Genomic DNA, 18,724 nt, shown 5'->3' on the forward strand with positions numbered 1-18,724 from the left:
CGGCACCCTCGGCGAGGTGCTGGCGCGCGCTGAGCCGCGGGCGCGCGGGCCGGCGCGCCCGTCGAGGGAGCAGAAATCGTCCGAGTCGATCCCGACCAGCCGACGATTCCTGTTCCCTCGACGCCCCGACGTCCCTCGACGCCCCGACGTCCCCCCGACGCCCCGACCTCAGACCGCCCCAGCGCTCCGCCAGCTCGTCCATCAGGGCATCGAGCCGCTCGTCGACCACCTGCTCCTCGGGGTGCGCCTCATACCAGGCGATCACCTCGCGCACGCCGTGCCGGTACGTGGCGTCCGCGGCCGGTACCAGGGCACGAGCGACCGGATCTTGCTGTTGTCGAACACCGAGCTGTTCGCCTTGTCGCCGAGCAGCGCCGCACCCCACTCCGGGTCGACGGCGTTGATGGCGTCTGCCGGGACGTGCACGATCCGCAGGTCGTCGACTTCGGCCGCCGCGGCGATGTCGGCCGCGATCGCGTTCCACGTCTGCGCCTCGTCGCTCGTGATCGTGAACGCCTCACCGATCGCCTCGCCCCGGTCGAGTCAGCCCCGGTGAACCCGACGGCGAAGTCCCGGCTGTGCGTGAGGGTCCACAGCCGAAGCTGCCGTCGCCCACGTGATGATGATCGGCTTGCCCGCACGCATCCGCGCCACGGCTGTCCACCTCGCCCGTCAGCGGCAGCTTCGTCTCGTCGTAGGTGTGCGACGGCCGGAGGATCGTCACCGGGAAGTCGTGCTCCCGGTATGCGGCCATCAGCAGTTCCTCGCAGGCGATCTTGTCCGCGCGAGTACTGCCAGTACGGGTTCTTCAGCGGCGTCGATTCGGTGATCGGCAGGTGCGTGGCCGGCGTCTGGTACGCCGAGGCCGAGCTGATGAACACGTACTGCCGCGTCCGTCCGGCGAAGAAGTCCACGTCCGCCTGCACCTGGTCCGGCGTGAAGGCGATCCAGTTCACGACGCTGTCGAACTGGCGGTCGCCGAGCACGTCCTCGCCAGTGCGCTGCGGTCCGACACGTCGGCCTGGAGGCGCGTCACACCCTCCGGGATCGGGCCTTGCTCCCCGGTAGTCCCCCGGTTGAGCACGGCTCACCTCGAACCCCTGCTCGACGAGCTTCGCGGACGCACGAGGCACTGATGACCCCGCTGCCGCCGATGAACAGCACGCTCGGTCCCGACAGTGGATGCTCCTTCGCTCCCGGCGACGCACCACTGCGCCGCACTCCTTCCGATCCTGCACCTCAGGCGCTGGGCCTGGCATCCAGCGCCTCCGGCAGCCCGGACCCCATCACCCGCCCATCGCGCGGCGCGCGGATGGATCCAGCCGAAGCAGCTCGACGGCGTAACCATGATCCCGGCGCAGGTCCCGGCTCGTGGATCGGCTCGTGATGAGCTGCGCGGTTGCGCACGTGGTCGGAGCTGCTGCAACCGGGCGTTTCACTTCGTTGCGCCTGCACGCGGAGATCGGCTGGGCCGTGCGGGAAGGCTCGGTGGAGATCCGGCACCCAGAGCGAGGTGTGGTACCTCGACCTCGACCAGGTACCGCCAGAAACCGAAGGTCAACTCAGCCACCACGCGACCGTGCACCTCCATCGCAGCGGCCCTTGCGAGACGCCCGTGATCGCGCCTTCGCGAGGTCTGCACGCTTCTGACCGTCCAGTGGAACCGCATCAAGCCACTGCCCCCGTTCCGGTCGCCTTCCTGCCTACGCGTGCAGTTCGCGATCGAGAGCGTTCCGAGTGATCACCTCGACCACGCCTGTCAGTGCCATCACGCGCGAGGCAGCCTTGATGTTCCACTCGTACAGGCGAGAAGCTTCCCCGTCGGCGCTGCCCGACGACCGTCGTGTACGAGGACAGGCAGTCCTCCGTGAGGAGACCAGCGGAGTGCCGCTGAATCCCCGGACACCAGCACGTCCTCGCCGGCACGCCCCTCCCATGTAGACTCTCCACCGAAGACCCCGGAACGATCCCTGGCCCAGGCCACATCGCCGGGGTTCGGGTCTTGCCCGGCCAGCCAACTGATACTTCACCGTACCGGCTTCGCGACGTGGTTTGGGGATGGCGAAGATCCGGGAGACTACCGTCACGAACCGAGCCGCACCGATGCGGCCACGACAGGAGTGACACGCACATATGGAGTACCGCTACCTCGGCAACTCGGGCCTCAAGGTCTCCGAGATCACCTACGGCAACTGGCTCACCCACGCCTCCCAGGTCGAGAACGACGCAGCCATCGCCTGGGCGTCCGGGCAGGAAGCGCTCGACGTCGGCATCTCGACGTTCGACACCGCCGACGTCTACGCGAACACCGGCGCCGAGACCGTCCTCGGTGAGGCGCTCAAGGGGGAGGCGCGGCGCCAGTCGCTCGAGGACATCGCGACGAAGGTGTTCGGTCCGACCGGTCCGAAGGGCCACAACGACACGGGCCTCAGCCGGAAGCACATCCTCGAGTCCATCAACGAGTCGCTCGAGCGCCTGCAGACCGACTACGTCGACCTGTACCAGGCGCACCGGTTCGACTACGAGACCCTGCTCCGAGGAGACGATGCTCGCCTTCGCGGACGTCGTCCGGCAGGGCAAGGCGCTGTACATCGGTGTCAGCGAGTGGACCGCGGATGCAGCTCCGAGCCGGCCACGAGCTCGGCGGACGACCTCGGGGTGCAGCTCATCTCGAACCAGCCGCAGTACCTCCGCGCTCTGGCGGGTCATCGAGGGCGAGGTCGTCCCGACGTCCGAGGAGCTCGGGCATCTGCAGATCGTCTGGTCGCCGATCGCGCAGGGCGTCCTCACCGGCAAGTACCAGCCCGGTCAGCCGCTGCCCGAGGGCTCCCGCGCGACCGACGACAAGGGCGGCGCCGACATGATCAAGCGGTTCATGCGCGACGAGGTGCTCACCGCCGTGCAGGACCTCAAGCCGATCTCCGACGAGCTGAACCTGTCGATGGCGCAGCTCGCCGTCGCGTGGGTGCTGCAGAACGTGCAGGAGAACGTGGCGTCCGCGATCATCGGGGCATCGCGACCGGAGCAGGTGCACGACAACGCCGGCGCCGCCGGGGTCGAGATCCCGGCCGAGCTGATGTCGCGCATCGACGACGCCCTCGGGGCCGTGGTCGAGCGCGACCCGGCGCAGACGAACGACAGCAGCCCGAAGACCCGCGAGGCGTAGCGCGGACGCGAGCCGCACCGCGCACGAAAAAAGGCCCCCTGCCGAAGCAGGGGAGCCTTTCACCGTGGCTGGACACGGCATCGATCCGTGGACCTTTCGATTTTCAGTCGAACGCTCTACCAACTGAGCTATCCAGCCGTGGCGACCCTGACGGGACTTGAACCCGCGACCTCCGCCGTGACAGGGCGGCACGCTAACCAACTGCGCTACAGGGCCATATTTTGTTGTCGGTACCACTCTGCTTGCTTGCTCACTCCGAAGGAAGTGACCCCAACGGGATTCGAACCCGTGCTGCCGCCGTGAAAGGGCGGTGTCCTAGGCCACTAAACGATAGGGCCGCAAGCGGTGCTTCGCGCTACCGATGGACAAGCATACGGATGGACTGCGGGTTTTCACAAATCGGGTGCCGTGGCGGCGGAATCCCCGGCGTGTCGCGTCCGGGCGCGCCGACCCCGCAGGGCTTCACTCACCCTGGGGCTCCAGGCCCGATTCGTGCTGTCGATGATCGGATGCGAGCATCGTCGTCGGTCCCGTACCCCCTCGTGCGAGGGGGTGTGCGGGTGCGACACCTGTTGTTACTGTTGCGCTTGTTAACAGTGTTACGTGCGTGAGCCTTGCCGCGCTGTTACGAAATCGAGATGTATGTCGACCCCACCATCGCTCTCACTCCGCCCCCGTCCCCGCCGCCGCGTCGTCGCCGCCGCGGTCGCCGTCGCGCTCACCGTCGGCACGCTCGGAGCACTGGCTCCGGTGACGTCGGCCAGCGCAGCGTCGTACCCAGCTGGTCGGACGTCCAGAAGGCGAAGGCGTCGAAGTCGGCGCAGCAGGCGAAGGTCACCGAGATCAAGGCGCTCATCGCTGACCTGTCGACGAAGGCCTCCGCGGCGAAGAAGTCCGCCGAGGCAGCCGGCACCGCGTACCAGAACGCGCAGACGAAGTACGACGACGCCACCCTCAAGCAGCAGAAGCTGCAGGAGCAGGCGGACGACGCCGAGAAGACCGCCGCCGCGTCCGAGGAGCAGGCCGGCCAGCTCGCCGCGCAGCTCGGCCGAGCGAGCGCGAACGACGTGACGACGGACATCCTCACGCACCCGTCGAAGTCGGGCGACCTGCTCTACGAGCTCGGCGCCATGTCGAAGCTGAGCGAGCAGGCGGACGGCATCTACTCGCAGGCGAGCCAGGACCGCGGCGTCGCGCAGGGCCTTGCCGACCGAGCAGACCTCGCGAAGAACGCCCTCGGCAAGCTGGCCGACGCGGCGCAGGAGAAGATGCAGGCCGCCCAGCAGGCAGCCGACGACGCGCAGTCGGTCGTCGACGCGCAGAGCGACAACCAGGCGCGGCTCGAGGCACAGCTGACGCTGCTCACCACGAACGAGTCGAACGTCGAGTCGCGCTACAACAAGGGCGTCAAGGCCGAGAAGGCGCGACTCGCCGCCCTCTGCAGCTGCGGCAGCCAAGGCGGCGGCGACGAGCTCGGGCGGCTCCGGCGGCGGATCGCCGAACTCGTCGGGCTGGGTGCGTCCCGCCGGCGGCTACCAGACCAGCCCGTACGGCTACCGCGTCGACCCCTACACGCACTACCGGGCCCTGCACGCCGGCGTGGACCTCGCTCCCGCCTGCTACGCCCCGATCTACGCCGCGCACTCCGGCACCGTGACCTTCGCGGCGAACGGCGGCGGCTACGGCAACGAGGTCGTGCTCGACAACGGCGGCGGGATCTCCACCGCCTACGGGCACATCGTCGACGGCGGCATCCTCGTGTCCGTCGGCCAGCACGTCAGTGCCGGCCAGCAGATCGCGAAGATCGGTTCGACCGGCTGGTCGACCGGGTGCCACCTCCACTTCGAGACCCGGATCAACGGTTCCGCCGTCGACCCGGTCCCCTTCATGGCAGCGCGGGGGATCTCGGTATGACCGTGTGCGCGCCCGAGAAGGCCCTGACACCACATGAAGAAGCCTGCGCGTTCCCTCGCCTGCGGCATCGCCACCGTCTCGTTGCTCGGCATCGGGCTGTCGGTGGGGCTCGCCGGACCAGCAGGGGCGACCCCGTCGGAGGCCCCGTCGTGGGCGGACGTGCAGGCGGCCAAGGCGGACCAGGCCGAGAAGCAGCAGACGGTCGACGAGCTCGCCTCGCGGCTGTCCTCGTTGCAGGACGGTGCCGACCAGGCCGGGATCGTGGTCCAGCAGGCCGGGCAGACCTACGCCCTCGCGGCGTCGGAGCAGCAGGAGGCCCAGTCCACGCTCGACGACCTGAGCGCGCAGTCGAAGCGGGCGAAGCGATCGGCGGACGAGTCGGCCGGCCAGGTCGCGGCGCTCGTGGTGGAGCTCTCGCGGACGGGCGGCGGCGACCTGTCGACGAGCATGCTCGTGGACGCTGCCAAGACGCGAAGGACCTGCTCTACCAGGTCGGCACGATGACCCACCTCTCGGAGCGCTCGGCGACCGTGCTCGCCCAGGCGAAGGCCGACGAGAAGACCGTCGACGCGCTCGCCGCGCAGAAGCGCCAGGCCACGAAGGCCCTCGCCACGGCGACGGACGCCACGAAGACCGCACTCGACGCGGCGAACGACACCGCGGCGAAGGCCCAGGGGCAGCTCACCGCGGCGCAGAGCCAGCAGCAAGAGGTCCTCGAGCAGCTGGCGTTCCTCAAGGGGTCGACGGTCGCCGCCGAGAGCGCGTACTTCACGCAGCAGCGTGCGGCGCAGGCCGAGGCCCAGCTCGCTGCGCAGACCACCGCGACGGGTGGCAGCGGTTCGGCGGACTCGCCGAGCGCCGGCGGCGGTTCGTCGACCGCGCCGAGCGCCGGCGGCGGCTCGACGCCGAGCCGGCCCGCGACCTCGCCGGGCAGCGGCGCCGGCGCGAGCACGCCGACGGCGCCGAAGCCGGCCGCGCCGCAGCCCGCTGCACCGAAGCCGGCGGCGCCGAAGCCCAGCGCACCGAAGCCCAGCGCCCCCAAGCCGACCGCGCCGAAGCCCAGCGCGCCGCCCGCACCCGCGCCGGCGCCGAGCACCCCGTCGCGAGCCGCGGGAGCGATCGCCTTCGCCCGGGCGCAGATCGGTGACGCCTACGAGTTCGGCGGCGCCGGCCCCTCGCGGTGGGACTGCTCCGGCCTGGTGATGGCGGCGTACAGCTCGCAGGGGATCGCCACCGGCGGCGAACAACGTCGTCTGGCAGTACAACTACTTCAAGTCGATCGGTCGACTCGTCCCGATGTCCCAGCGCCAGCCCGGCGACATCCTCTTCTACTCGAGCAACGGCGCCGCTTCCGGCGGGTACCACGACTCGATCTACACCGGGAACGGCCGCATGGTCGAGGCGGCGAACGTCCGCGTCGGCGTGGTCGAGCGGGCGATCTGGACCCCCGGCGACCTCCTGCCGTACGTCGCCCGTCCGAGCGGCTCGCTCTAGACGCCGCACCGCACCCCGAGACGAACAACGCGCCCCGTCAGGACGGGGCGCGTTGTTCGTACGAGTGCGATCCCGTGGCGGGCGAGCAGCCCGCGGACCGTCAGTGACCGGTCGGCACGTACGCGGCCTGGCCGGCCGTGACGATCGCCTCGGCCTCGGCGGCGTCGCCCCAGCCCTCGGCCTTGACCCACTTGTTCGGCTCGAGGTCCTTGTAGCGCTCGAAGAAGTGCGCGATCTCGGCCTTCGTCTGCTCGTCGACGTCCGAGATGTCCTGGATGTGCGCCCAGCGCGGGTCCTTCGCGGGGACCACGAGGACCTTCGCGTCGTTGCCGGCCTCGTCGCTCATCTTGAAGACGCCGACCGGGCGGACCTTGACGCCCACGCCGGGGAAGGTCGGGTACTCGAGGAGGAGCAGCGCGTCCACGGGGTCACCGTCGTCGGCCAGGGTCTTCTCGAAGAACCCGTAGTCCGTCGGGTACACGAACGACGTGAACAGCACGCGGTCGAGGTAGACGCGACCGGTCTCGTGGTCCACCTCGTACTTGTTGCGGCTGCCCTTGGGGATCTCGACGACGACGTCGTACGCGGCCATGTGTGCTCCTGGTCTGTCGGTTGAACTACAAAGCGCGGCTAACGTTACCGGGTGAACACTCCGCGTCCCCGGCTGGATCCCGCGGTCGCCGACGCCCGTCGCGCGGTCCGGACGCTCCTCGCCCAGGCCCTCGACGAATCGGTCGTGCGCGCGGGCGACCTCGTGCTCGTCGCGCTGAGCGGCGGACCGGACTCCCTCGCACTCGCCGCGGCCACCGCGTTCGAGGCACCCAAACAGGGACTGCGCGCCGGGGCGGTGGTCGTCGACCACGCGCTCCAGGTGGGCTCCGAGGCGGTGGCGAGCCGCGCCTCCAGGCAGGCATCCGAGCTGGGACTCGCACCGGTGACGGTCCGTCGAGTCGCCGTCGGGTCCGCAGGTGGTCCCGAAGGGGCCGCCCGGGAGGCACGACACGCGTCGATCGCGGAGGTCGCGGCCGAGACGGGGTCACCACTCGTGCTCTTCGGGCACACCCTCGACGACCAGGCCGAGTCGGTCCTGTTGGGCCTGGCCCGCGGGAGCGGGCCGGACTCGCTGTCCGGCATGGCGCCGCTGGCGCGGCGCGATGCCGGTCCGGCCTACGGGCGGCCGCTCCTCGGGCTCCGTCGGCACACGACGCGGCGAGGCGTGCGCGGTGGCCGGACTGGTGCCGTGGGACGACCCGCAGAACGACGACCCGACGTTCGCGCGTGTCCGGGTGCGGAACACGCTGATGCCCGCGTTGGAGCGCGAGCTCGGTGCCGGCGTGCCGGAGGCCCTCGCCCGGACGGCGGACCAGCTCCGCGAGGACTCCGCAGCGCTCGACCACTTCGCCGAGGAGATGGCGGAGGACATCGCCGAGCACTCCGAGGCCGGCATCTCGCTGTCCGCGCGTGCCCTGCACGCGAACCCGCCCGCGCTCCGGCAGCGGCTGGTGCGACTCGCGGTCGAGAGCGAGTTCGGCGTGACGCTGTCCCGCGTCCAGACGCTCGAGGTGTGCCGGCTCGTCACGGACTGGACCGGACAGGGGCCGATCGACCTGCCGGGTGTCCAGGCATCGCGGACCGGCGACCGCCTGCAGTTCACCGCCGGTTAGGCTGGGGTGGTGGAACTCTCCGACGTCCAGGCAGACCTGTCCGAAGTCCTCTTCACCCCCGAGCAGATCGACGACAAGCTCGCCGAACTCGCCGCGGTGGTCGACCGTGACTACGCGGGGCGCGATCCCCTGCTCGTCGGTGTCCTCAAGGGCGCGGTGATGGTGATGGCGGACTTCTCGCGGCACCTCAAGATGCAGGCCCGGATGGACTGGATGGCGGTGTCGTCGTACGGCTCCGGCACGAAGTCGTCGGGCGTGGTGCGGATCCTCAAGGACCTCGACACCGACCTGCACGGGCGTGACGTCCTCATCGTCGAGGACATCATCGACTCCGGGCTGACGCTCTCGTGGCTCAAGCAGAACCTCGAGTCCCGCGGTGCCGCGAGCGTCGAGATCGTCGCGCTGCTCCGCAAGCCCGAGGCCGCCAAGGTCGAGGTCGACGTGCGGTACGTGGGTTTCGACATCCCGGACGAGTTCGTGGTCGGCTACGGCCTCGACTACGACGAGCGCTACCGCAACCTGCGCGGTGTGGGCGTCCTCGCCCCGCACGTCTACTCCCTGACGCTCGGCACCAACGTCCGGCGCACTCCGGACGGGTTGTGAGTTCGCCCGCAGAGGACATCCATTTCTCGCCACAGAATCGCCGCCGTATGCTGACGTCCACGCAACTTCGGCAGAGAAGGTGTCGGGCGCTCTGCCCGGATCACATGGACTTCAAGCGCATCCTCCGCGGGCCGTACATCTACGTGCTCATTGCGATCGTGGGGATCTGGATCGGCTGGGCCGTGATCAGCCAGTCCGGCACACAGCAGATCGACACGCAGAAGGGCCTCGAACAGCTCTCCGACGGCAAGGTCTCGTCGGTGGTGGTGAACTCCACCGAGCAGCGCGTCGACCTCACCCTGAAGGACGGCAACGCGCACGAGCAGTTCTACTACTCGACGCCGCGCGGTGAAGAGGTCATCCAGGCCGTCAACGACGCGAACCTGCCCAAGGGCTACAACGACACCGTCCAGCAGGGGAACTGGTTCCTCTCGCTGCTCGGCATCATCCTGCCGTTCCTGATCATCGGCGCCCTCTTCTGGTTCCTCCTGTCGAGCGCCCAGGGCGGTGGCTCGAAGGTCATGCAGTTCGGCAAGTCCCGGGCGAAGATGAACAACAAGGAGAACCCGCAGGTCTCCTTCGCGGACGTCGCCGGGTCGGACGAGGCGATCGAGGAGCTCCAGGAGATCAAGGAGTTCCTCAAGGAGCCGGCCAAGTTCCAGGCCGTCGGCGCGAAGATCCCGAAGGGCGTGCTGCTGTACGGCCCTCCCGGAACGGGCAAGACGCTGCTCGCACGTGCGGTCGCCGGCGAGGCGGGCGTGCCCTTCTACTCGATCTCCGGTTCGGACTTCGTCGAGATGTTCGTGGTGTCGGTGCGAGCCGTGTCCGTGACCTCTTCGAGCAGGCCAAGCAGAACTCCCCGGCCATCGTCTTCATCGACGAGATCGACGCCGTCGGCCGCCACCGCGGTGCCGGCATCGGCGGTGGCAACGACGAGCGTGAGCAGACGCTCAACCAGCTCCTCGTCGAGATGGACGGCTTCGACGGCAAGACGAACGTGATCCTCATCGCCGCGACGAACCGTCCGGACGTGCTCGACCCCGCGCTCCTCCGTCCGGGCCGCTTCGACCGCCAGATCGGCGTCGACGCCCCCGGCCTGCAGGGCCGCAAGCAGATCCTCGAGGTGCACGCGAAGGGCAAGCCGCTCGCCGCGAGCGTCGACCTCGAGCTCCTCGCCCGCAAGACGCCCGGGTTCACCGGCGCCGACCTGGCGAACGTCCTCAACGAGGCCGCGCTCCCGACGGCACGCTCGAACGCGCAGCTCATCGACAACCGCGCGCTCGACGAGGCCGTGGACCGCGTGATGGCCGGCCCGCAGCGCCGCACCCGGATCATGTCCGACCAGGAGAAGCTGATCACCGCGTACCACGAGGGCGGCCACGCCCTCGCGGCGGCGGCGATGCGGCACACCGACCCGGTGACGAAGATCACGATCCTGCCGCGCGGCCGTGCCCTCGGCTACACGATGGTGCTCCCGCTCGAGGACAAGTACTCCGTCACGCGCAACGAACTGCTCGACCAGCTCGCCTACGCCATGGGCGGCCGCGTCGCCGAGGAGATCGTCTTCCACGACCCGACCACGGGTGCGTCGAACGACATCGAGAAGGCCACCGGCACCGCGCGCAAGATGGTCGCCGGGTACGGCATGAGCCGTGCGGTCGGGTCCGTCAAGCTCGGCTCCGGGTCGAGTGAGCCGTTCGTCGGTCGGGACATGGGCGGTGGGACGAGCCGCGACTACTCGGAGAACATCGCCGAGACGGTCGACGCCGAGACCCGTGCCCTGCTCGAGGCCGCGCACGACGAGGCCTACCAGGTGCTCAACGACAACCGCGACATCCTCGACCGCCTGGCCGGCGGGCTCCTCGAAGAGGTGCTCGACGCCCCGGAGCTCGTGGAGATCTTCAAGGACGTCCGGAAGCTGCCGGAGCGCCCGCAGTGGCTGTCGAGCGACAAGCGCCCGGTCAGCGACCTGCCCGCGATCGGGGTCCCCGGCAAGGCCGCGTCGACCGCAGCCGAGCCGTCCGACACCGAGTCGTCGAAGCCCCGTCGCCGTCCGTTCGGCAACCCGGGTATCGCCCCCGCGTAGGCCGGCGCTGACCGACCTGCCGACGAGACAGTCGCGTCGGCTCGCCGAGGTGAGCCAGGCGCGCGCCGCTGCCGCCGGAACCGCCGACGGTCGCGATCGACCTCGTGCACCAGCACCGGTGCCGGGGGTCGTGACCGGCCGTCGGCGCGAGCGCGGGACGCCGACGTCCGACGGCACCGGGTGATGGGCATCCTCAACGTCACCCCGGACTCGTTCAGTGACGGCGGGCTGCACCAGGCCTGCGACGCCGCGGTGGAGCATGCCCGGGCGCTCGTCGCCGCCGGCGCGGACCTCGTCGACGTCGGTGGCGAGTCCGCCGTCCCGGTGCGGACCGCGTGCCGGTCGAGGTCGAACAGCGTCGCGTGCTGCCGGTGGTGCAGCAGCTCGTCGCCGAGGGCATCGCGGTGAGCGTCGACACGATGAACGCCGCCACCGCCGAGCGTGCGGTCGACCTCGGCGCGGTGATCGTCAACGACGTCTCCGGCGGCCTGGCCGGCCCCGACGTGGCGCGGGTCGTGCAGGACACCGGCACCGGCTTCGTGGTGATGCACTGGCGCGGGCACAGCGAGCCGCATGTACCGGAACGCCGAGTACGCGCACGCCGTCGAGGGGGAAGTCCGGCGCGAGGTCGAACTCCGCGTCGCCGAACTCATCGTGCTGGGCGTGCGCCAGGGCAAGGTCGTCATCGACCCCGGCCTCGGCTTCGCCAAGCAGGGCGCGCAGAACTGGGAGATCCTGGCCGGCTACGAGCGGTTCGCCTCCGTCAGGCTGCCCGTCCTCGTCGCAGCGTCGCGGAAGCGCTTCCTCGACGGGGTCGGCAGCGCTGCCGGTGCCCGCGAAGGACCGCGACCTCGCCACCGCCGCCATCAGCCTGCTCGCCGCCGAACGCGGCGCGTGGCACTGTCACGCGTGCACGACCCGGCACCGACCCGTGCCGTGCTCGACGTCTGGGACGCCTGGAGGGCAGCTCGATCGTGAGGGACACCATCCAACTGACCGGGGTCCGTGCCCGGGGACACCACGGCGTGTTCGACCACGAGCGCGCCGGCGGCCAGGACTTCGTCGTCGACGTCGCGGTCGAGGTGGACGCCCGTGCGGCCTCCGGCACCACGTCCTCGACGCCACGGTGCACTACGGCGTGCTCGCCGAGCGGGTCGTCGCCGAGATCGAACGTGACCCGGTGGACCTCATCGAGGCCCTGGCCGAGCGCATCGCCGCCGCCGTGCTCACGCACCGCGCGGCTGGCGACCGAGGTCACGGTGCACAAGCCGCAGGCGCCGATCACGGTGCCCTTCACCGACGTCTCCATCACGATCCGCCGGACCAGCGGGGGCGCCCTGCCCGCCGACCGCGCGGAGGAGGAAAAGTGAGCCGCGCCGTCGTCGCCCTCGGCGCGAACCTCGGCGACCGGGGAGCACGCTGCGTGCCGCGGCATCGGCCATCGCCGCACTGCCCGGGGTCCGGCCGGTGGCGTCGAGCCGCGAGGTCGAGTCGATCGCCGTGACCCTCGACGGCCCCGACGCGACGAAGCCGCGGTACCGGAACGCCGTCGTGGTCGTCGACACCGAGCTCGCGACCGCAGCAGCTCCTCCTGGACGCCCTGCACGGCATCGAGGACGCCAACGGCCGCACCCGTGAGGTGCGCTGGGTGACCGGACGCTCGACCTCGACCTGGTGGCGTTCGGCGAGCTGTCGCTCGACACCGAGACGCTCACGGTCCCGCACCCGCGCGCCGAGGAGCGGGCGTTCGTGCTCGCGCCGTGGCTCGACGCCGACCCCGACGCGGTGCTGCCCGAGGCCGGACCGGTAGCCGGCCTGCTCGCCGCGCTGGGCGACGACACCGAGCGCGTCGACGAGCCGCGCCTGTTCGACGAGCCGACCCACGCCTCCGAGGCCCGCGACAGCCGACCGAACGCAGGCCCGAACGTGAAGCCGACCCGCGCCTCCACCCTCATCAGCGTCGCCGTGGTGGCCGCCGTGGCCGGTTTCGCGCTCGCCGCCGTCCTCGCCTCGCGGCAGGCCCCGCCGCTCTTCCTCGCGACGCCCCTCGGCGTCACGCTCGCCCTGATCGGCATCGCCGTCGTCCTGATGGCGCGCCCCGTCCGCCGGCACGCCGCGCGACGGCGCGACCCGACAGCGTCCGGTGGACCCGCTCTACGCGATCCGCGTCGTCGTGCTCGCGAAGGCGTCGAGCATCGCCGGAGCGCTCTTCGGCGGGTTCGCGGCCGGGCTGCTCGTTGCTACCTCCTGACCCGCTCCGCGTTTCCTTCGCTAGGCTCGGTCCTGCCGAACGCCGTGGCGGTCGGGGGTGGGCTCGTGCTGACGAGTGTGCGCCATCGTGGCAGAGCGGATGTGCATCGCGCCGCCCGGTGACGATGACGACGACGACCTTCCCCGGGGTGGCACGACGCAGGCGCTGCTGACCCGGTGCGTCGACCGACCAGACCGCAGGAGACCGCGATGCCGCGTGAGCGACTCGGCGAGCCGGGCCTCGGCCTGACGGGGACCACCTGGAACCGGGTGTCCCCCAGCTCGTCTGGACCGAGCTCCTCACGACCGTCGTCATCGGGGTCGTCGTCACCGCCGGCTGCGTCCTGATCGGCGTCGTCAGCGGCGGCTTCGGTCGCACCGCCGGCACTGTCTGGCTGTTGATCGCGATCGTGTGTTCGTCATCGCGGCCGTCACCGCCGTCCTGACCCCGCGACGGGTCCGGGCGATCGGAGTACGCACTCCGCGGCGACGACCTCGTGCTCCGGCGCGGCCTGATGTGGCAGCGCTTCACGGCCGTGCCGTACGGCCGCATACAGCTCGTCGACGTCAACCGCGGGCCGCTCGACCGCGTGCTCGGCGTGCTGGACGAGCTGAAGTTCGTGACGGCGGCCGCGTCGACGAACGTCCGGATCCCGGGCATCCCGTTCACCGACGCCGACGAGCTGCGCGACCGGCTCGTCGAGCTCGCCGAGTCCCGTCGCGCCGGGCTGTAGGGGTCGTCGTGACGTTCCGACCCGGTCCGCCGCCGCCCACGCCGCCGTCCGCGCGGGGCAACGCCGCCGCCGCAGCGCCGCTCACCGACGGCGAGTGGCACCGCCTGCGCCCGCTGACGCCGCTGCTCAAGGGCGGCATCTTCCTCATCGTGATCCTCGGGTACGTGCTCAACAGCCTGCGGGACCAGCTCGTCGAGTTCTTCATCCCCGGCAGCGGCCCCGAGGATGACGGCGACCCGGTGCGCTACGTCTACGAGCACGGCGTGGTCGGCTGGGTGCTGCTCGGCATCGTGGTGCTGCTCGTCGTGCTGATCGGCCTGTTCTACCTGTCGTGGCGCATGCACGAGTTCCGGGTCACCGGCGAGATCGTCGAAGTCCGTTCGGGCGTGCTGTTCCGCACGAACCGCAAGGCTCGGTTGGACCGGATCCAGGGCATCAACATCTCGCGCCCGCTGGTCCCGCGGATCTTCGGTACCGCGAAGCTCGAGATCGCCCAGGCCGGCAACGACGCGAACGTGCAGCTCGCCTACCTCGGCACGACGGCAGCGGACGACCTGCGGCAGCGGATCCTCGTGCTCGCCTCCGGCGCGAAGGAGGACGAGGCCGACAGCGGTCACGGCCCGCCCGCGCCTCGAACGGTCGGCTGCAGGACCGGGTCGACCAGGTCTTCGCGCCGAGCTCGACCCTCGGCCGTGCACGCTGACCCGCATCGTGAAGGTGCACCCGGGGCGACTGATCGCGTCGATGCTGCTCTCCGGCACGACCGTGTTCATCCTGCTGGCCGTCGCGGCGATGATCGTCAGCGTCGCGCTCACCGGCGAGTACGGGATCCTGTTCGGCCTGTTCCCGGCCGTGATCGGCGCCGGCGGGTACTACGTCCGGAAGTTCTCCCGCTCGCTGCAGTACGCGATCGCCGAGACCCGCGACGGCATCCGCATCGGCTTCGGTCTGGTGTCCACGTCGAACGGGACGCTCCCGCCGGGTCGCATCCACGCCGTGAGCGTCGCAGCCGCTGCTCTGGCGGCCGTTCGGCTGGTGGGACGTGCGCATCAACCGCGCGACGAACGCCGGCAACGGTGCGTCGGGCAACCAGCAGGTGTCCTCGATCGTGCTGCCCGTCGGTACCGCGACGGACGTCCGCGGAGGTCCTCGACATCATCCTCCCGGGCCTCGTCGGCGCCGCCGTGATGGGGCCGGCGGCCTCGCAGGAGCAGCTGCGCGAGGGGTCGTCCGAGGCCGTGAACGTCGTCGACGACAGCCTCACCACCACGGGCGACCGCGGCGGCTTCGTGCACTCCCCGCCGGGGTGCGTGGCTCCGGCCGTTCGCGTTCCGCCGCAACGGCTACCGCTTCGTGCCGGGCGCGGTGCTGCTCCGGCTCGGCGCCGTCTGGCGGTCGCTCGTCATCGTCCCGCTGCCCGTGTGCCGAGCATCAAGGTCTCGCAGGGGCCGCTCGAACGTGCGCTCCGGCTCCCCTCGGTGCACGTGCAGACCGTGCAGGGCCCCGTGTCGGCAAGCGTCGGTGCGCTGGACGCGCGCGACGCGCAGCGTCTGCTGGGCGGAGACCGCGGAGCGCGCCGTCGAGGCCGCTGCGGCCGGCACCTCCACCGCTGGCGCGAGCGGGAGGCCCGACCGCGGCCCGGCGCGCACGCCGCGGTCCCGCAGGACGCCGCGTCCACCGCCCCCGCCGGTTCCGCGCCGACCGTCACGACCAGCCCTACCGGGGCGGACCCGGCGGTGCGCGGAGCCGAGCCGACCCTGTTGACCGGCACCGTGCCTCCCGACTCGCCCTGGGGTGCCGTCCCGCCAGCCGGGAGCCGCACGATGAGGCGAGGCCGGCTGGGCGTCGGCGTGGTCGGCGCCGGACGCGTCGGGCCCGTGCTCGGCGCCGCCCTGGCGGACGCGGAGCACGCCGTCGTCGGGGTGACCGCCGTGTCCGACGAGGGGCGTGACCGCGCCGAGGCGATGCTCCCCGGCGCACCCGTCCTCGCCACGCCGGACCTGGTCGAGCGGAGCGAACTCGTGCTCCTCGCCGTGCCGGACGACCAGCTCGCCGGCCTCGTGCAGGGGCTCGCCGAGGCGGGCATCTGGCAGCCCGGACAGCTCGTCGTGCACACCAGCCCGGACCACGGCGTCGGGATCCTCGCCCGGCCATGGCTGCCGGCGCGATCCCGCTCGCGATCCACCCGGCGATGGCCTTCACCGGCACGAGCGTCGACCTCTCCCGGCTCCGCGACGCCTACTGCGCCGTGACCGCGCCGTCCCCGGTGCTCCCCATCGCGCAGGCGCTCGTCGTCGAGATGGGCGCGGAGCCCTTCGTCGTGGCCGAGCAGGACCGGCCCGCGTACGCCGATGCCGTCCGTGCCGCCGTGAGCTTCTCGACGGCGATCGTCGACCAGTCCGCCGGGACGCTCGACGGCATCGGGGTCGAGCACCCCGGCCGGGTCCTCGGGGCACTGGTCCGGTCGGCGGTCGAGAACGCGCTGGCCGCGGCCGACGGGCAGGCGACGCTGTGAGGACGAAGCCGTTCCGGATCCTCGGCGCCCAAGCGAAGGTCGGCTACGTCGTCGGAGCCGTCGTCATCGAGGTGCTCGGCATGCTGCTGCTGGCAGCGCTCGGGCTGCCCGGGGCGCTCGTGCCGTTCATCGGCGCCCTGTGGTCCCTGGCGATCGTCGTCGTCGGCGTGCGCGTCTTCCGGGGGCCGGACGAACCCGTCGAGCCGCCCCGTGCGTGGTGGCGGATGACCGCGGGGCCGGTCGTGGGGTTCCTGCTCGCGGCGTACTTCCTGGTCGACGCGGTCGTCGCGCGCGGGCTGACCACCTCGGCGGTCGACGCCGGTGGACTGGTCACCTCGGTCCTCATCGCGGCCGCGTACGCCGGGTCGTCGGTGACGCTCCTGGTGCTCCGCGCCCAGGGTCGGCCTGCGCCGGGCTCCGTCGGCGTTCGCGCACCGGGGCCCGGGGACGGGCGGGATTCGGGTCGGACCCCGCGCGCGGGTAGCATCGACGCGACCCCCACGACCATCGGAGCCGCACCAGCATGAGCGAAGAGACCGCCGCAGACGTCCTGTCAGCCGAGGAGACCAGCGAGCAGCGCCAGGTCCGGCTCGACAAGCGGGCGAAGCTCCTCGAGTCGGGCATCGAGGCCTACCCGGCCGAGCTCCCGATCACCACGACGATCCCGGCCTGCGGGCGCAGTACGCGCACCTCGAGACCGGCGAGGAGACCCAGGACGTCGTCGGCGTCGCCGGACGCATCGTGTTCTCGCGCAACACCGGCAAGCTCTGCTTCGCGACCCTGCAGTCCGGTGACGGCTCCCGTGTGCAGGCGATGGTGTCCCTCGCCGAGGTGGGCGACGAGTCCCTCGCGCGCTGGAAGGAGTTCGTCGACCTCGGCGACCACGTGTTCGTGCACGGCCGGGTGATCTCCTCGCGCCGCGGCGAGCTGTCGATCATGGTCGACGAGTGGGCCATCGCGGCGAAGGCGATCCTGCCGCTGCCGAACCTCCACAACGAGCTGAACGAGGAGACGCGGGTCCGCCAGCGCTACCTCGACCTCATCGTGCGCGAGGACGCACGGGCCACGGTCCGTGCCCGTGCCGCCGTGATGGCGTCGCTCCGCCAGACGTTCGCCGGTCACGAGTACCTCGAGGTCGAGACCCCGATGCCCAGACCCAGCACGGCGGGGCCTCGGCGCGTCCGTTCGTCACGCACTCGAACGCCTTCGACACCGACCTGTACCTGCGCATCGCCCCGGAGCTCTTCCTGAAGCGCGCGGTCGTCGGGGGTATCGACCGGGTGTTCGAGGTGAACCGGAACTTCCGCAACGAGGGGCGCCGACTCGACCCACTCGCCCGAGTTCGCGATGCTCGAGGCGTACCAGGCCTACGGCAACTACGAGCAGATGGCCGACCTCACCCAGGAGCTCGTGCAGAACGCCGCGCGTGCGGTGACCGGCGGGCCGCTCGAGGTCACCCTCGCCGACGGCAGTTCGTACGACCTGGGTGGCGAGTGGCCGCGCATCGACATGTACGGCTCGCTGTCGTCGGCCGCCGGTCGCGAGATCACGCCGGAGATGCCGCTGGCCGAGCTGCAAGGAGCTCGCCGCGGCCGAGGGCGTCGAGGTCGCGCACGCCACCCACGGCAAGTACGTCGAAGAGCTCTGGGAGCACTTCGTCATCGACTCGCTCGACCGCCCGACGTTCGTGATGAACTTCCCGGTCGACACCTCCCCGCTCACCCGCGAGCACCGCACCCGTCCGGGCATCGTCGAGAAGTGGGACCTCTACGTCCGTGGCTTCGAACTGGCGACGGCCTGCTCGAACTCGTCGACCCGGTCGTGCAGCGCGAGCGCTTCGTCGACCAGGCGCGCCTGGCTGCCGGGGGCGACCCGGAGGCGATGCGCGTCGACGAGGAGTTCCTGCGGGCGCTCGAGCACGCGATGCCGCCGTCGGGTGGCATGGGCATGGGCATCGACCGCCTGCTCATGGCGATCACCGGGCTCGGCATCCGCGAGACGATCCTGTTCCCGCTCGTGAAGTGAGCCCAGTCGGGCGAGGTACCATGCTCGGGTGCCGCATGGAGTCGTGACCGGGATCATCTTCGCCCTGACGCCGACCGTCGTCGTCGGCCTCATCTTCTGGTTCGTGATGCGCGCCATCATGCGGGCCGACCGCAGCGAGCGTGCCGTGTACGCCAAGGTCGAGGCGGAAGAGCGCGCCCGGTTCGAGCGCGAGCACGGCGTCCCCGCGCCGGCACCGGCCTCCGCCGAGTAGCTCCGCACGCGGGTTCACTCGGCGTTCACCGCGCGGTGTGA

The 18,724-nt window shown here is 71.1% G+C and carries 16 protein-coding genes, 3 tRNA genes and 7 pseudogenes; 19 read left to right on the top strand and 7 right to left on the bottom strand.

The genetic code is table 11. From position 1 onward, the window contains the following. Positions 1–261: 261 nt before the first annotated feature. Together ACZ8AI_RS16620 and ACZ8AI_RS16625 are read right to left on the bottom strand one after the other, a co-directional pair. Positions 262–426, bottom strand: coding sequence for a hypothetical protein (locus ACZ8AI_RS16620; RefSeq protein WP_464859277.1), 165 nt, complete (start codon positions 424–426; stop codon positions 262–264). A gap of 91 nt (positions 427–517) precedes the next feature. Continuing rightward, positions 518–754, bottom strand: coding sequence for a hypothetical protein (locus ACZ8AI_RS16625; protein ID WP_464859063.1), 237 nt, complete (start codon positions 752–754; stop codon positions 518–520). Between the two features lie 86 nt (positions 755–840). On the opposite strand from ACZ8AI_RS16625, the gene ACZ8AI_RS16630 reads away from it, so the two are divergent. Together ACZ8AI_RS16630 and ACZ8AI_RS16635 are read left to right on the top strand one after the other, a co-directional pair. Further along, entirely contained in the window at positions 841–1,068 is a 228-nt protein-coding gene (locus tag ACZ8AI_RS16630) for a hypothetical protein (protein WP_464859064.1), read from the top strand. 1,065 nt (positions 1,069–2,133) lie between these two features. Then, positions 2,134–3,166: pseudogene (locus ACZ8AI_RS16635) on the top strand (aldo/keto reductase). Positions 3,167–3,231: 65 nt separating this feature from the next. Here ACZ8AI_RS16635 and ACZ8AI_RS16640 read toward each other — a convergent pair. The 4 genes from ACZ8AI_RS16640 to ACZ8AI_RS16655 all read right to left on the bottom strand — a co-directional run bounded on the left by ACZ8AI_RS16640 (position 3,232) and on the right by ACZ8AI_RS16655 (position 4,247). Beyond that, a tRNA-Phe gene (locus tag ACZ8AI_RS16640) sits at positions 3,232–3,304 on the bottom strand. 1 nt (position 3,305) lies between these two features. Beyond that, positions 3,306–3,382: transfer RNA gene (locus ACZ8AI_RS16645), tRNA-Asp, on the bottom strand. Between the two features lie 49 nt (positions 3,383–3,431). Then, positions 3,432–3,504, bottom strand: a tRNA-Glu gene (locus ACZ8AI_RS16650). A 380-nt stretch (positions 3,505–3,884) separates the two neighbouring features. After that, entirely contained in the window at positions 3,885–4,247 is a 363-nt protein-coding gene (locus tag ACZ8AI_RS16655; RefSeq protein WP_464859065.1) for a hypothetical protein, read from the bottom strand. A gap of 518 nt (positions 4,248–4,765) precedes the next feature. Here ACZ8AI_RS16655 and ACZ8AI_RS16660 point away from each other — a divergent pair. From ACZ8AI_RS16660 to ACZ8AI_RS16670, 3 genes are read left to right on the top strand one after another with little or no spacing between them, the layout of a single operon-like run. After that, positions 4,766–5,080: a M23 family metallopeptidase gene (locus ACZ8AI_RS16660; RefSeq protein WP_464859246.1), complete on the top strand. Its 315-nt coding sequence runs from the start codon at positions 4,766–4,768 to the stop codon at positions 5,078–5,080. Between the two features lie 33 nt (positions 5,081–5,113). Next, a complete protein-coding gene (locus tag ACZ8AI_RS16665) occupies positions 5,114–5,584 on the top strand; it encodes a hypothetical protein (RefSeq protein ID WP_464859066.1) in 471 nt (156 codons plus the stop codon). Further along, positions 5,581–6,681: an NlpC/P60 family protein gene (locus tag ACZ8AI_RS16670; RefSeq protein WP_464859067.1), complete on the top strand. Its 1,101-nt coding sequence runs from the start codon at positions 5,581–5,583 to the stop codon at positions 6,679–6,681. Before ACZ8AI_RS16665 ends, ACZ8AI_RS16670 begins: the two co-directional genes overlap by 4 nt. Here ACZ8AI_RS16670 and ACZ8AI_RS16675 read toward each other — a convergent pair. Continuing rightward, a complete protein-coding gene (locus ACZ8AI_RS16675) occupies positions 6,675–7,166 on the bottom strand; it encodes an inorganic diphosphatase (protein WP_071293357.1) in 492 nt (163 codons plus the stop codon). The genes ACZ8AI_RS16670 and ACZ8AI_RS16675 overlap by 7 nt on opposite strands. 51 nt (positions 7,167–7,217) lie before the next feature. On the opposite strand from ACZ8AI_RS16675, the pseudogene tilS reads away from it, so the two are divergent. The 14 genes and pseudogenes from tilS to ACZ8AI_RS16745 all read left to right on the top strand — a co-directional run bounded on the left by tilS (position 7,218) and on the right by ACZ8AI_RS16745 (position 18,683). Further along, a pseudogene (gene tilS, locus ACZ8AI_RS16680) lies at positions 7,218–8,238 on the top strand (tRNA lysidine(34) synthetase TilS). 9 nt (positions 8,239–8,247) lie between these two features. Further along, positions 8,248–8,841: a hypoxanthine phosphoribosyltransferase gene (hpt, locus tag ACZ8AI_RS16685; RefSeq protein ID WP_464859068.1), complete on the top strand. Its 594-nt coding sequence runs from the start codon at positions 8,248–8,250 to the stop codon at positions 8,839–8,841. A 104-nt stretch (positions 8,842–8,945) separates the two neighbouring features. Beyond that, positions 8,946–10,927 (top strand): annotated as a pseudogene (gene ftsH / locus ACZ8AI_RS16690) (ATP-dependent zinc metalloprotease FtsH). Between the two features lie 183 nt (positions 10,928–11,110). After that, a pseudogene (locus tag ACZ8AI_RS16695) lies at positions 11,111–11,427 on the top strand (dihydropteroate synthase); the annotation flags it as partial. Positions 11,428–11,500: 73 nt separating this feature from the next. Further along, positions 11,501–11,905 carry a dihydropteroate synthase gene (locus ACZ8AI_RS16700; protein WP_464859247.1) on the top strand — a complete coding sequence of 135 codons (405 nt, stop codon included), beginning with the start codon at positions 11,501–11,503 and terminating at the stop codon, positions 11,903–11,905. Further along, positions 11,902–12,297, top strand: coding sequence for a dihydroneopterin aldolase (locus tag ACZ8AI_RS16705; protein WP_464859248.1), 396 nt, complete (start codon positions 11,902–11,904; stop codon positions 12,295–12,297). Before ACZ8AI_RS16700 ends, ACZ8AI_RS16705 begins: the two co-directional genes overlap by 4 nt. Positions 12,298–12,394: 97 nt before the next feature. Further along, positions 12,395–12,565 (top strand): hypothetical protein, encoded by a 171-nt coding sequence (locus tag ACZ8AI_RS16710; RefSeq protein ID WP_464859069.1) that lies wholly within the window; start codon positions 12,395–12,397, stop codon positions 12,563–12,565. A gap of 36 nt (positions 12,566–12,601) precedes the next feature. After that, entirely contained in the window at positions 12,602–13,300 is a 699-nt protein-coding gene (locus ACZ8AI_RS16715) for a hypothetical protein (RefSeq protein ID WP_464859070.1), read from the top strand. 374 nt (positions 13,301–13,674) lie between these two features. Next, positions 13,675–13,911 (top strand): PH domain-containing protein, encoded by a 237-nt coding sequence (locus tag ACZ8AI_RS16720; RefSeq protein WP_464859071.1) that lies wholly within the window; start codon positions 13,675–13,677, stop codon positions 13,909–13,911. Between the two features lie 338 nt (positions 13,912–14,249). After that, positions 14,250–14,420, top strand: a pseudogene (locus ACZ8AI_RS16725) (PH domain-containing protein); the annotation flags it as partial. Between the two features lie 1,314 nt (positions 14,421–15,734). Beyond that, positions 15,735–16,426: pseudogene (locus tag ACZ8AI_RS16730) on the top strand (Rossmann-like and DUF2520 domain-containing protein). Then, a complete protein-coding gene (locus tag ACZ8AI_RS16735) occupies positions 16,423–16,953 on the top strand; it encodes a hypothetical protein (protein ID WP_464859072.1) in 531 nt (176 codons plus the stop codon). Before ACZ8AI_RS16730 ends, ACZ8AI_RS16735 begins: the two are co-directional and overlap by 4 nt. Next, positions 16,950–18,451, top strand: a pseudogene (lysS, locus tag ACZ8AI_RS16740) (lysine--tRNA ligase). Before ACZ8AI_RS16735 ends, lysS begins: the two are co-directional and overlap by 4 nt. Before the next feature lie 43 nt (positions 18,452–18,494). After that, entirely contained in the window at positions 18,495–18,683 is a 189-nt protein-coding gene (locus tag ACZ8AI_RS16745) for a hypothetical protein (RefSeq protein ID WP_464859073.1), read from the top strand. Positions 18,684–18,724: the final 41 nt, after the last annotated feature.

It is taken from the genome of Curtobacterium sp. AC273, from assembly GCF_979253735.1.